Below are 12278 nucleotides of genomic sequence, written 5' to 3' on the forward strand. Positions count from 1 at the left end.
CGCGATCGCGGTGTGGTGCTGGGTTCGGGAGAGGTCGGGACCTCAGTGTCGGTCGGCTGCGCTGGCGACCGGCTCCGGATCGGCGACACCGGTCGTGGTGTCGTGCTCCGAGTAGGTGTCGTCCGAGTCTACATCGGACTTCGAGCGGGGCTCGCGACCCGGCAGGTACGGGCTCGGCTCCTTGCCGAGGTGACGACGGGACTGCACCCAGAAGACCAGCAGGCCCAGCAGGATCGCGGCGAAGGACATCCAGACGTTGGTCCGGACGCCGCCGAAGGTCTCGCTCGTGTCCACGCGGATCGACTCGAGGACGGAGCGGCCGACGCCGTACCAGATGAGGTACAGGGCCATCACACGACCCCACTGCAGGCGGAACTTCCGGTCGAGGAGCAGGATGACCACGGCACCGACGACGTTCCAGATGATCTCGTACAGGAAGGTCGGGTGGAACAGGACGCCCTCGGGCAGGCCGGCCGGGTACGCCGGGTTGGTCGCCTCGATCTGCAGGCCCCACGGCAGGCTCGTCGGCATGCCGAACAGCTCGTGGTTGAAGTAGTTGCCGAGACGGCCGGCGGCCTGGGCGAGCAGGACGCCGGGCGCGGCGGCGTCGATGAACGCCGAGAACCGCAGGCCGGTCTGCCGGCAGCCGATCCAGGCGCCGAGCGACCCGAGGATCAGCGCGCCGAAGATCGCGAGTCCGCCCTCCCACACGTAGAACACCGAGAGCGGGTCGATCCCGGGACCGAAGTAGTCGTCGACGTGCGTGAGCACGTGGAACAGGCGGCCGCCGATGATGCCCGCCGGCACCGCCCAGATGGCGATGTCGATGATGACCCAGCGCTCGGCACCGCGCGCGTTCAGCCGGGAGTTCGTGAGCAGCACCGCGATGACGATCCCGACGAGGATGCAGATCGCGTACGCGTGGATCCGGAAGTCCAGCGGCATCGAGATGCCGAACGTGCTCTGCAGCCAGGCGGTCAGGTCGAAGTACTGCCACGCCGTGCTCGGGCTCGGGATGCTCAGGAGGGACATGTGGGTGCTGTCGCCTTTCACGGGGCTGGTGGTCGCCGGTCCTGGTGGTGCCGGGGGCCGGTCGGCCCCGATCACTGTAGCGCGGGTCGACCCGGCTCAGCGCCGCGCGGAACCCGACGACAGGTCGGCGGCACGCTCCGCGACGCCGGTGACCCCGAGGTCCGCCAGTGCCCGGACGAACGCGGAGCCGATGATCGCGCCGTCCGCGTACTCGAGCACCTCGGCGACCTGGTCGGCGGTCGAGATGCCGAGGCCGACGCACGTGCGCTCGACACCGGCGTCGCGGAGCCGCGAGACGACGGTGCGGGCCGCGCTGTCGACGCCGGATCGGGCACCGGTGACGCCCATCGTCGAGACGGCGTAGACGAAGCCGCGGCTCCGGTCCACGGCCTGCTTCATCCGGGCGTCCGTGGAGGACGGGGCCGCGAGGAACACCCGGTCGAGCCCGGTGCGCTCCGAGGCGTCGATCCACTGCCGGCCCTCGTCCGGGATCAGGTCCGGCGTGATGAGGCCGGCCGCCCCGGCCGCGACGAGGTCGTCCGCGAACCGGTCCACGCCGTACCGCAGCACGGGGTTCCAGTACGTCATCACGAGGACGGGGGTGTCGACGCCCTCGGTTATCGCGTGCACCGCGTCGAAGACCTGCGCGACCTTGAAGCCGTTCGCCAGGCTCTCCTCCGCGGCGCGCTGGATGACCGGTCCGTCCATCACGGGGTCGGAGTACGGCAGCCCGAGCTCGATGACGTCGACGCCGTTCTCGGCGAGGGCCACGGCGGCGTCGATGCTCGTCTGCAGGTCCGGGTAGCCCGCCGGGAGGTACCCGACGACGGCACCGGCGCGCTCGTCGTTCGCGCGGTCGATGGTCGCGGCGACGGTCTTGTTCGTGCTCACGACTGCACCGCCGTCTCGTCGAGGATGCCGAAGTACCGACTGGCGGAGGCCACGTCCTTGTCGCCGCGGCCGGACAGGTTCACGAGGACGACGCCGTCGGGGCCGAGCTCCTTGCCGAGCTTGATCGCCCCGGCCAGGGCGTGGGACGACTCGATCGCGGGGATGATGCCCTCGGTCCGGCTCAACAGGCGGAAGGCCTCCATCGCCTCGGTGTCCGTGATCGGCTCGTACGTCGCCCGACCGATCGAGGCCAGGTAGGCGTGCTCCGGTCCGACGCTCGGGTAGTCGAGCCCGGCCGAGATGCTGTGGCTCTCGATCGTCTGCCCGTCCTCGTCCTGCATCAGGTAGGACTTCGCACCCTGCAGGACGCCCTCGCGACCGAGGGTGATGCTCGCGGCGTGCCGACCCGTCTCCACCCCGTCGCCCCCGGCCTCGAAGCCGTACAGCCGGACGGACTCGTCGTCGAGGAAGGCCTCGAAGATGCCCATGGCGTTCGACCCACCGCCGACGCAGGCGGCGACGACGTCCGGCAGGCGCCCGACGCGGTCGAGGACCTGCTGACGCGCCTCTTCGCCGATCACCTTGTGGAACTGTCGCACCATCTCCGGGAACGGGTGCGGACCGGCGACGGTCCCGAGCAGGTAGTGCGTCGAATCGACGTTCGCGACCCAGTCCCGCAGGGCCTCGTTGATGGCGTCCTTCAGCGTGCGCGAGCCGGTCTCCACCGGGATGACCTGCGCGCCGAGGAGCCGCATGCGGGCCACGTTGAGCGCCTGTCGCTCGGTGTCGACGGCGCCCATGTACACGACGCAGTCCATGCCGAAGAGGGCCGCCGCCGTCGCGGTCGCGACGCCGTGCTGTCCCGCTCCGGTCTCCGCGATCAGGCGGGTCTTGCCGAGCCGGCGCGCGACGAGCGCCTGCCCGAGGACGTTGTTGATCTTGTGCGAGCCGGTGTGGTTGAGGTCCTCGCGCTTCAGGACCACCCGGGCACCACCGGCGTGCTTCGCGAACCGCGGCACCTCGGTGATGATCGACGGCCGCCCGGTGTACTCGCGGTGGAGCGTGTCGAGCTCGTCCCGGAAGGACTGGTCGGCCCAGGCCTCCCGGAAGGCGGCTTCGAGCTCGTCGAGCGCCAGGACGAGCGACTCGGGGACGAACCGCCCGCCGAAGTCGCCGAAGTACGGGCCTTGCAGGTCACGGAGTGAGGTCACGGTGGTGCTCCCGGGAGTGCCCGGCACGGGGCCGGACGGGTTGTCAGCCGTCGATGAACGACGCGAGCGTGGCGGCGGGGTCGGCGCCGGTGACGAGCGCCTCCCCGACGAGGACGACGTCCGCCCCGGCGGACCGGTAGTGGGCGACGTCGGCGGGGGGTCTTCACGGCGGACTCGGCGACGCGCACGACCCCGTCGGGGATGCGGTCGGCGAGCGAGCCGAACAGGTCACGGTCGAGCGAGAAGTCGGTGAGGTCGCGGGCGTTGACACCCAGGATGCGAGCACCGGCGTCCAGCCCACGGGAGACCTCGTCCGCCGAGTGCGCCTCGACCAGGACGCGCATACCGAGCTCCTCGGCGAGGCCGTGCAGCTCGCCCAGGGCGGGCTGCTCGAGTGCGGCGACGATCAGCAGGACGAGGTCGGCCCCCCGCCGCACGCGCTTCCAGCACCTGGTACGGGTCGGCGATGAAGTCCTTGCGGAGCACCGGCACCGACACCCGGGCCTTGACCGCCTCGAGGTCGGCGAGCGACCCGAGGAACCTGCGCCCTTCGGTCAGGACGCTGATCGCCGAGGCTCCGCCGCGCTCGTAGTCGGCGGCGAGCGACGCCGGGTCCTCGATGGGCGCCATCGACCCACGGGACGGGCTGGCCCGCTTGACCTCGGCGAGGACCTTGACGCGGTCCCCCGGCGTGAGGAACGTGAGGGCGTCGAGCGGGGACGCGACCCGGTCGAGGTCACGCTCGACGTCCGCGTACGGCCGGTCCAGGCGACGGGCCGCGGCGTCCTCGAGCGCGCCGGCGACGAGGGTCAGGAGGAGGTTCTCGGAGGGCGCGGCAGGCACGCGCTCACTCGCCGTGGTGCTTGGGGACGAACTTCGGGCCGTTCACGCCGTAGCCGGCCTTGCCCATGACCGCGCCGACGACGAGACCGATGACCACGACGGCGGCGGATGCCCACACGCCCCAGGCCATGTCGAACCAGAAGAAGAGCGTCCCGGCGGCGAAGCCGATCAGCATGATGACGACGGCCGTCCAGGCCGCCGGCGAGTGGCCTTCGCCGAGTTCTGCGGGCTCAGTGTTGCTCACGGTGCTCCTCGTTGTCGCTGGCGCCGCCGGTCGGGCGACGCTCCGACGATCCTACCGCGTCCGTGGTCCGGACCCGCCCGTCGGCGGCGTCCCCCCGCGGTCGGGTCGAGACCCGCGCTCAGGTCGTCCCAGTCGACGACGGCGTCGCGGACGACGGGCGCCCGGGACCCGGTCCGGGAGGCGCCGGTCCCGTCTGACGTGCCGGCGCCGTCCGACGTGCCGGTGCCGTCCGACGCATGGGAGCCGGAGACGTCCGCTGCCGACCCGGGCGTGGCGGCGTCGCCGTACTTCCGGCTCGGACCGGGCCAGGACCGCTGCAGGACGAGCACGGCGACGCCGAGGAGGGCTGCGAGCACGCCGCCGGTGATCCCCACCACGGGCCAGATGCTGACGTCGACGCGCGTGACGACCTGCCGGACGGCGCCGATGTCGCTCACGCCGGCGACGGACCCCACGGCGCTGCGTGCGGCGGCCACCGGGTCGGACAGTGCGGAGATCCCGGTCACCACGACGGCCACGCCGAGCAGGACCTGCACGACCGCGAGCACGACCCGGACGACACGACCGGCGATCGTCAACGCGAGGAACAGCGCGAGGCTCGCGATCGCGACCGCGGTGTACTGCGGCACGACCGTCGCGCCGTCGGCGGCCACGGTCTTCACGACCGCCGCGGAGTGGTCGAGGTGCACGGTGAACCAGGTCTGCGTCCACGCGAGCATCACGAGGCCCGCGACCGCGAGCCCGACGACGACCACGAGCGGTCGGGAGCGCTTCACCGGAGCACCCCGGTCATCCGGTTCGCGGTCGCGACGGCACGCAGCGGCGCCGCGGCCTTGTTGACCGACTCGAGGTGCTCGCTCGTCGGGTCGGAGTCGGCGACGAGCCCGGCCCCGGCCTGCACCCGGGCGACGCCGTCCTGGATCAGGGCGGTGCGGATCGCGATCGCGACGTCGGCGTCCCCGGCGAAGTCGAAGTACCCGACGACGCCCGCGTAGGCACCGCGCGCCGCCGGTTCGAGCTCGTCGATGATCTGCAGTGCCCGCGGCTTCGGTGCCCCGGAGAGCGTGCCGGCCGGGAAGGTCGCGCGGAACACGTCGATCGCGGACGCCCCGGGCCGGACGGCCCCCTCGACGCTCGACACGAGGTGCATGACGTGGCTGAACCGTTCGACCGTCATGAACTCGGTCACCGCGACCGTGCCCGGCTCGCACACCTTCTGCAGGTCGTTGCGGGCCAGGTCGACGAGCATGAGGTGCTCGGCCCGTTCCTTCGGGTCCTGCAGCAGTTCCTCGCCCAGGCGGACGTCCTCCTCCGTGGTGGCACCGCGGGGTCGGGAGCCGGCGATCGGGTGCGTCATGGCCCGGCCGTCCTGGACCTTCACGAGCGCCTCCGGCGACGCGCCGACGATCCAGAAGGGCTCGCCATCGGTGCCCGCCAGGGACAGGAAGTACATGTACGGGCTCGGGTTGAGCGTCCGCAGCACGCGGTAGACGTCCAGCGGGTCGGCCGTCACGTCGTGGTCGAACCGCTGCGAGATGACCACCTGGAAGACGTCGCCGTCGCGGATGTACCGCTTCGACCGCTCGATCGCCGCCGCGTACTCCTCCGGGGTGGACCGGGAGCGTGCGGTCGGTTCGGCGATGTCGAACGCCTCGGCGACGGTGGCGACGCTCGGCTGCACGAGGTCGGCCTGCATCCGGTCGAGTCGGGTCTGGGCGTCGGACCACAGCGTGTCGGCGTCGTCCGTGCCGTCGTGCAGGGCGCTCGCGACGAGCAGCACGAGCCCGGTGCGGTGGTCGAGCGCGGCCAGCTCGGCGACGAAGGACAGCGCCTGGCCGGGCACGTCGAAGTCCGCCGGCGGCGCGTCGGGCAGGTGCTCGAGCTGGCGGACGGCCTCCCACCCGATGAACCCCACCGTGCCGCCGACGAGCGGCGGGGTCCCGGGCACGCGGGGTGTGGCCCACCGCTCGTGCAGTCGGGCGAGGACCTCCAGCGGAGCGCCGTCGAGGGACCCGACGGCACGTTCCGCCGACAGGCCGGTGTCGATCCAGGCCGCCCGGTCACCCTCCTGCGTCAGGACGCCGAAGCTCCGCACGCCGACGAAGGACCAGCGCGACCACAGCCCACCCTGTCCGGCGGACTCGAGCAGGAACGACCCGGGGCGTCCGTCGGCGAGCTTCCGGTAGACACCGACGGGCGTCTCGCTGTCGGCGAAGAGCGCACGGACGACGGGGACGACGCGGTGCCCCTCGGCGACCAGCCGGTCGAAGTCGGCACGGCTGGTGGTGCGGGGTGCGTCGCTCACCGGTCGGACCCCGCCGCGGGCTCGGCGGCGTCGCCGGGGCCGGTCTGCGCGTCGGCCGGTGCGGACGCCGTCACCGGGTCGAGCGGGTCGACGTCGAAGCAGCTGCGCGCACCGGTGTGGCAGGCCGCCCCCCACCTGGTGCACCGTCACGAGCAGGGTGTCGTCGTCGCAGTCGAGGGCCGCACCGCGGACGTACTGGGCGTGCCCGGACGTGTCGCCCTTGCGCCAGTACTCGCGCCGGGACCGCGACCAGAAGGTCACCCGACCCTCGGTCAGGGTGCGGCGGAGGGCCTCCCGGTCCATGTAGCCGAGCATGAGGACGTCCTTCGACGATTCCTCCTGCACGATGGCGGGGAGCAGTCCGTCCGCACCGAAGCGCGCGCGGTCGAGGACCGCTCCGGTGCTGGTGCTGGTGCTGTCGGTCATGAGACCACCAGCCTACGGCCCGGCGCGGTCGGCGACCGGCGCGGCGGTCCGACCCGGCCGGGAGGCCCGTCCCGCGCGGTCCGGCCGGCTCAGCGGACGACGTGCCCGGTGGCGCGCAGCGCGTCCTTGACGTCGCCGACGGTCATCTCGCCACGGTGGAAGACGCTCGCCGCGAGGACCGCGTCGGCTCCCGCGTCGATGGCCGGTGCGAAGTGCTCGACGCGTCCTGCGCCTCCCGAGGCGATGACCGGCACCGAGGACACCGCGCGGACCGCGGTGACGAGCTCGAGGTCGAACCCGTTCTTCGTGCCGTCCGCGTCGATCGAGTTGACGAGGAGCTCGCCCGCGCCGCGCTCAACAGCATCGCGCGCCCAGGCGATCGCGTCGATGTCGGTCTCGGTGCGGCCGCCGTGGGTCGTGACGACGAAGCCCGAGGCGGTGCGGGCGGAGCGCTTGACGTCGAGCGAGAGCACGACCGCCTGCGAGCCGAACCGGTCGGCGATCTCGGTGACGAGCTCGGGCCGGGCGATCGCGGCGCTGTTCACGCCGATCTTGTCCGCACCGCACTGCTGCAGCCGCGAGACGTCGTCGACGCTCCGGACACCACCCCCGACGGTGAGCGGGATGAACACCTGCTCGGCGGTGCGGGTGACGGTGTCCCACATCGTCGCGCGGTTCTCGACCGTCGCCCCGACGTCCAGGAAGGTCAGTTCGTCCGCGCCCTGCTCGTAGTAGCGGGCGGCCAGCTCGACCGGGTCGCCGGCGTCCTGCAGGTCGAGGAAGTTGACGCCCTTGACGACCCGGCCGCCGGACACGTCCAGGCACGGGATGACACGGACGGACACGCCGCCGAGGGCGGTCGCGACGGGCGCGTCGGTCACAGGCGTGCGGCGTGGATCGGGCTGACGAGGATGGCCCGCGCGCCGAGGTCGTAGAGCGCGTCCATGATGAGGTTCGCGTCCTCGCGCGGGATCATCACCCGGACCGCGGACCAGTCGCGGTCGTGCAGCGGTGAGACGGTCGGTGACTCGATGCCCGAGGCGATCGCCGTCGCCCGTTCGAGCAGCTCGGACGGGATGTCGTAGTCGAGCATGACGTACCCGCGGGCGACCAGCACGCCCTGCAGGCGGCGGCGGAGGACGTCGATCCCGGCGATGCTCTCGTCCGTGGTGATGAGGACCGCGGTGGACTCGAGGATGACCGGACCGAAGATCTCGAGGCCCGCGGCGCGGAGCGTGCTGCCGGTGGACACGACGTCCGCGACCGCGTCGGCGACACCGAGGCGGACCGCGCTCTCCACGGCGCCGTCGAGCTTCACGAGCGTCGCGGTCACGCCGTGCCGCGCGAGGAACTCGCCGACGAGTCCGGGGTAGCTCGTCGCGACCCGGACGCCCTCGAGGTCCTGCAGCGTGGCGTAGCGACCGGGGGCCCCGGCGAACCGGAAGGTGGAGTCGGCGAACCCGAGCGCGTCGACCTCGTGCGCGGCCGAGCCGGAGTCGAGCAGCAGGTCACGGCCGGTGACGCCGACGTCGAGCGCGCCCGAGCCGACGTAGGTCGCGATGTCGCGCGGCCGCAGGAAGAAGAACTCCACCCCGTTGCGCTCGTCGAGCAGGTGCAGCGCCTTCGGGTCACGGCGACCGGCGTACCCGGCCTCCCGGAGCATCTCGGAGGCGGTCTCGGACAGGGAGCCCTTGTTGGGCACGGCGATGCGGAGCATCAGGGGTCTGCTTCCTGGAGGAGGGTCGGTGACGGGTCTGCGGTGCGCTGGACCAGCGCTCCCTACAGATGTCGCCAGACGTCCGCCGGGGTGAGGCCCTTCGCGACCATGAGCACCTGCAGGTGGTACACGAGCTGCGAGATCTCCTCTGAGGTGCGCTCGTCGCCCTCGTACTCGGCCGCCATCCAGACCTCGGCGGCCTCTTCCACGATCTTCTTGCCGATCTGGTGCACGCCGGCATCCAGTTCGGCGACGGTGCCGGAGCCCTCCGGGCGCGTCCGCGCCTTCTCGGTCAGCTCCGCGAACAGGTCGTCGAACGTCTTCACGCTCCCAGGCTACCGGTCCGCGAGGGCACGCTGCGCCGCCGCCCGGAGATCGGCGATGCGCGCTGCCGGCTCCCCGCCGTACACCGCGGAGCCGGCGACCAGGGTGTCGGCGCCGCTCCGCACGGCCTGGGGTACGGTGTCGACCGCGATGCCGCCGTCGACCTCGAGCCAGACGTCGAGCCCCGACGCGTCGACCGCCGCCCGGGCGTCGGCGAGCTTCGGCATCACCTCGGGCATGAACGACTGCCCGCCGAACCCCGGCTCGACGGTCATGAGCAGGACCATGTCGTAGGCGTCGAGGTGGTGCAGCACCTGGGTCACCGGCGTGCCGGGCTTCAGGGCGACGGCGGCACGGGCCCCGTTCGACCGGATCGCCGCGGCGGTGGCCACGGGGTCGGTCGCCGCCTCGAAGTGGAACGTCACGCTGGCCGCGCCGGTCTCGGCGTACTTCGGTGCCTCGGTGTCGGCGTCGGTGATCATGAGGTGGACGTCGAGCGGGACCGGCGAGACCTGCTGCAGGCGCTGCACGATCGGCAGCCCGAGCGTCAGGTTCGGCACGAAGTGGTTGTCCATGACGTCGACGTGCACCATGTCGGCGGTGTCGATGCGCTGGAGCTCGCGCTCGAGGTTCGCGAAGTCGGCGGACAGGATGCTCGGCGAGATGCGGATCGTCACCCGTCGAGCCTACCGGCCGCGGTTCAGGCCGTTCGGCGCACGAGTGCGATGAACATCGCGTCGGTGCCGATGCGGTGCGGCCAGAGCTGCACCGTCCGGCCGTCCGCGACCCGGGGGGTCACGAGCGGCCACCGACCGGACCACGGACGCCGTGTCGAGCTGCTCGAGCTCGTGCCCGTGGCGGCGCATCAGGGCGTCGACCTGTCCGCGGGTCTCCGCCAGGTGCGGCGAGCACGTCACGTAGGCGAGCGTGCCGCCCGGTACGAGGACCCGGACCGCGGCCTCGAGCAGTTCCTCCTGCAGGACGGCCAGCTCCGCGACGTCCTCGGGCTGCTTCCGCCAGCGGGCCTCCGGACGACGGCGCAGCGCACCGAGCCCGGTGCACGGCGCGTCGAGCAGGATGCGGTCGAACCGCACGCCGGAGCCGTCCTGTCCGAAGCGACGGCCGTCGCCCTCGACCACCGTGACGGTGTCGCGGAAGTCCCGGAGGGCCTCCCGGACGAGTCCCACCCGGGCCGGGACGAGCTCGTTCGCGACGAGGGTCGCCCCGGCCTGCGCGGCCTCGGCCGCCAGGAGCGCCGCCTTGCCGCCGGGACCGGCGCAGAGGTCGAGCCACCGCTCGCCGGGACGGACCTCGGAGGACCGGGAGAGCGCGAGGGCGGCGAGCTGCGAGCCCTCGTCCTGCACCCGGAGGCGCCCGGCCGCGACGCCGGGGACGCGTGCCGGGTCGCCGGCGACCCCGCGGATGCCGACCGGTGAGACGGGCAGGTCGGGCGCGACCGGTGCGGTCGCGGGCGCGGTGTCGCCACCGGCGGTGTCGGCGGCGGCGGCGTCGTCGCCGACAGCGCGGTCGCCGGTCGTGTCGTCGTCGGCGGGACCGACGGGAGGCTCGTCACCGGAGGCGTCGTCGTCACCCGTGGCGCGCGCGGTCGCCTGCTCGACGTCCTCCGCGGTGGCGACGCCGGGCAGTGCCGCGAGCTGGACCCGGGGCGCCTCGTTGTCGGCCGCCAGGAGTGCGACGAGTTCGTCGCGGGAGCGCTCGGCGGCGAGGGCGTCACGGAACGCCGACACGACCCAGACCGGGTGCGACCACCGCGTCGCGAGCAGTGCCTCGCCACCGAGGCCCGCCGTCACCAGGGCGTCCCACTCCTCCGGGGTCTTCGCGGCGACCTTCCGCATCACGGCGTTGACGAAGCCGGTGGCCCGGGCGACCCCGACCTCTCGGGCGAGTTCGACCGTGGCGGACACGGCCGCGTGGGTCGGTGTCCGCATGGCGAGCAGCTGGTGGACGCCGAGGCGCATCACGTCGAGCACGTCGGCCTCGACGAGGTCCGCGCGACGTCCGGAGGCCAGGGCGACGACGGCGTCGTACCGGCCGATCATCCGGATGGTGCCGTAGGTCAGCTCGGTCGCGAAGCCGGCGTCGCGGGCGCTCAACCCGGCGCGGCGGATGCGGGTCGGCAGCAGGAGGTTCGCGTAGGCGTCGTCGACCTGCACGGCACGGAGCACGTCGAACGCGACCCGGCGGGCGCTGACCTGGCGGGCTGCCTGGGGACGACCGCCGGTCCGACGACCGCCGACACCGGGTCCGCCGCTGCGCCGGCCCTCGTCGCCGCTCCCCTGTCGGCCCCGCGGCCGTGCCTGTCCCGCGCTCATGCGAGCACCTTCCCGTCGAGCGGACCGAGCCCGCGGGCCCAGGCCGCGGCGTCCATCGCCTTCTTGCCGGCCGGCTGCACCTCGCGCAGCACGAGCGGCTCGTCCGCCGTGCCGACCAGCAGCACACCGTCCACCAGTCGGAGCGCACCGGGGGGCGGGACGCGGGGCGGCCTCCCCCCGCGCCTCCCGGTCCGACCCGGCCCGCCCGGAGCAGCTTGACCCGGGTCTCGCCGAGCAGCGCGAACGCGCCGGGCTCGGGGGGTGACCCCGCGGAGTCGTGCGTGCACGACGGCGGCGGGGGGCGGCGAAGTCGGTGCGGCCGTCCTCGAGCGTCAGCTTCGGCGCCGTCGTCGGCTCGCCGACCTGGTCGGCGGCGACCGCGGTCCCGGCGGCGAGGTCGTCGACGACCCGGACGACGAGCTCCGCGCCGCGCTCGGCCATCGCGCTGAGGACGTCGCCCGACGTCGCCTCGGGATCGATCGTGAACGGCTCGGTCGCGAAGACCGGGCCGGCGTCCAGGGCCTCGACGAGCTGGAACACCGTCGCCGCGGTGGTCGTCTCACCGGCCATCACGGCGCGCTGCACCGGGGCGGCGCCGCGGTACGCGGGAAGGTCCGAGAAGTGCAGGTTCACCCATCCGAGCCGCGGGGCGTCGAGGGCCGGACGGCGGAGCAGCGCCCCGTACGCGACGATCACGCCGAGGTCGACGTCCAGGTCCGCGATCCGGGCGGTCACCTCGTCGTCCACGCGGGCGGCCTCGATCACCGGGAGCCCGAGCTCCGACGCGACCTGCGCGACCGGCGTGGGGGGTGAGCACGCGCTTCCGTCCCTGCGGCGTCGGCGGCCGGGTGAGCACCGCCGCGATCTCGTGGTCGGACGCCGCCAGAGCGCGGAGGGTGGGGACCGCGGCAGCGGGGCTGCCGGCGACGACGAGACGCATCGGACCAGTCTC

General features: G+C 73.2%; 10 protein-coding genes and 4 pseudogenes. All 14 read right to left on the minus strand.

Annotated features, from left to right (window positions below):
- Nucleotides 1-42: 42 nt before the first annotated feature.
- A complete protein-coding gene (gene lgt, locus DEJ15_RS11475; protein ID WP_110825046.1) occupies nt 43-1032 on the minus strand; it encodes a prolipoprotein diacylglyceryl transferase in 990 nt (329 codons plus the stop codon).
- Nucleotides 1033-1128: 96 nt separating this feature from the next.
- Complete coding sequence (gene trpA, locus DEJ15_RS11480) at nt 1129-1923, minus strand: tryptophan synthase subunit alpha (RefSeq protein ID WP_110825047.1); 795 nt, start codon at nt 1921-1923, stop codon at nt 1129-1131.
- Entirely contained in the window at nt 1920-3134 is a 1215-nt protein-coding gene (trpB, locus tag DEJ15_RS11485; protein ID WP_110825217.1) for a tryptophan synthase subunit beta, read from the minus strand. The genes trpA and trpB overlap by 4 nt, the downstream gene beginning before the upstream one ends.
- 43 nt (nt 3135-3177) lie before the next feature.
- Nucleotides 3178-3977, minus strand: a pseudogene (gene trpC, locus DEJ15_RS11490) (indole-3-glycerol phosphate synthase TrpC).
- A 4-nt stretch (nt 3978-3981) separates the two neighbouring features.
- Nucleotides 3982-4221 (minus strand): DUF6704 family protein, encoded by a 240-nt coding sequence (locus tag DEJ15_RS11495; RefSeq protein WP_110825049.1) that lies wholly within the window; start codon nt 4219-4221, stop codon nt 3982-3984.
- On the minus strand, nt 4218-4997 hold the full coding sequence (locus DEJ15_RS11500; RefSeq protein WP_284175012.1) for a Trp biosynthesis-associated membrane protein: 780 nt from the start codon (nt 4995-4997) through the stop codon (nt 4218-4220). The genes DEJ15_RS11495 and DEJ15_RS11500 overlap by 4 nt, the downstream gene beginning before the upstream one ends.
- A complete protein-coding gene (locus DEJ15_RS11505) occupies nt 4994-6526 on the minus strand; it encodes an anthranilate synthase component I (RefSeq protein ID WP_110825051.1) in 1533 nt (510 codons plus the stop codon). The genes DEJ15_RS11500 and DEJ15_RS11505 overlap by 4 nt, the downstream gene beginning before the upstream one ends.
- Nucleotides 6523-6952: pseudogene (gene hisI / locus DEJ15_RS11510) on the minus strand (phosphoribosyl-AMP cyclohydrolase). Before hisI ends, DEJ15_RS11505 begins: the two are co-directional and overlap by 4 nt.
- Nucleotides 6953-7041: 89 nt before the next feature.
- The gene (gene hisF / locus DEJ15_RS11515; RefSeq protein ID WP_258365882.1) at nt 7042-7833 is read right to left on the minus strand and encodes an imidazole glycerol phosphate synthase subunit HisF; all 792 of its coding nucleotides are present in this window, start codon (nt 7831-7833) and stop codon (nt 7042-7044) included.
- On the minus strand, nt 7830-8669 hold the full coding sequence (gene hisG / locus DEJ15_RS11520) for an ATP phosphoribosyltransferase (protein ID WP_110825053.1): 840 nt from the start codon (nt 8667-8669) through the stop codon (nt 7830-7832). The genes hisF and hisG overlap by 4 nt, the downstream gene beginning before the upstream one ends.
- Before the next feature lie 62 nt (nt 8670-8731).
- Nucleotides 8732-8995, minus strand: coding sequence for a phosphoribosyl-ATP diphosphatase (locus DEJ15_RS11525; protein WP_058742152.1), 264 nt, complete (start codon nt 8993-8995; stop codon nt 8732-8734).
- Nucleotides 8996-9004: 9 nt separating this feature from the next.
- Complete coding sequence (gene rpe, locus DEJ15_RS11530; protein WP_110825054.1) at nt 9005-9670, minus strand: ribulose-phosphate 3-epimerase; 666 nt, start codon at nt 9668-9670, stop codon at nt 9005-9007.
- Between the two features lie 23 nt (nt 9671-9693).
- Nucleotides 9694-11326, minus strand: a pseudogene (locus DEJ15_RS11535) (RsmB/NOP family class I SAM-dependent RNA methyltransferase).
- Between the two features lie 462 nt (nt 11327-11788).
- Nucleotides 11789-12091 (minus strand): annotated as a pseudogene (locus DEJ15_RS18525) (methionyl-tRNA formyltransferase); the annotation flags it as partial.
- Between the last annotated feature and the right edge of the window lie 187 nt (nt 12092-12278).

This window comes from Curtobacterium sp. MCJR17_043, assembly GCF_003224315.2.
In the GTDB taxonomy this organism is placed as follows: domain Bacteria; phylum Actinomycetota; class Actinomycetes; order Actinomycetales; family Microbacteriaceae; genus Curtobacterium.

What these genes read in the sequence shown, in the direction of transcription:
- lgt (WP_110825046.1), bottom strand. Translation starts at nt 1,032, where the DNA reads ATGTCCCTCCTGAGCATCCCGAGCCCGAGCACGGCGTGGCAGTACTTC.
- hisG (WP_110825053.1), bottom strand. Translation starts at nt 8,669, where the DNA reads ATGCTCCGCATCGCCGTGCCCAACAAGGGCTCCCTGTCCGAGACCGCC.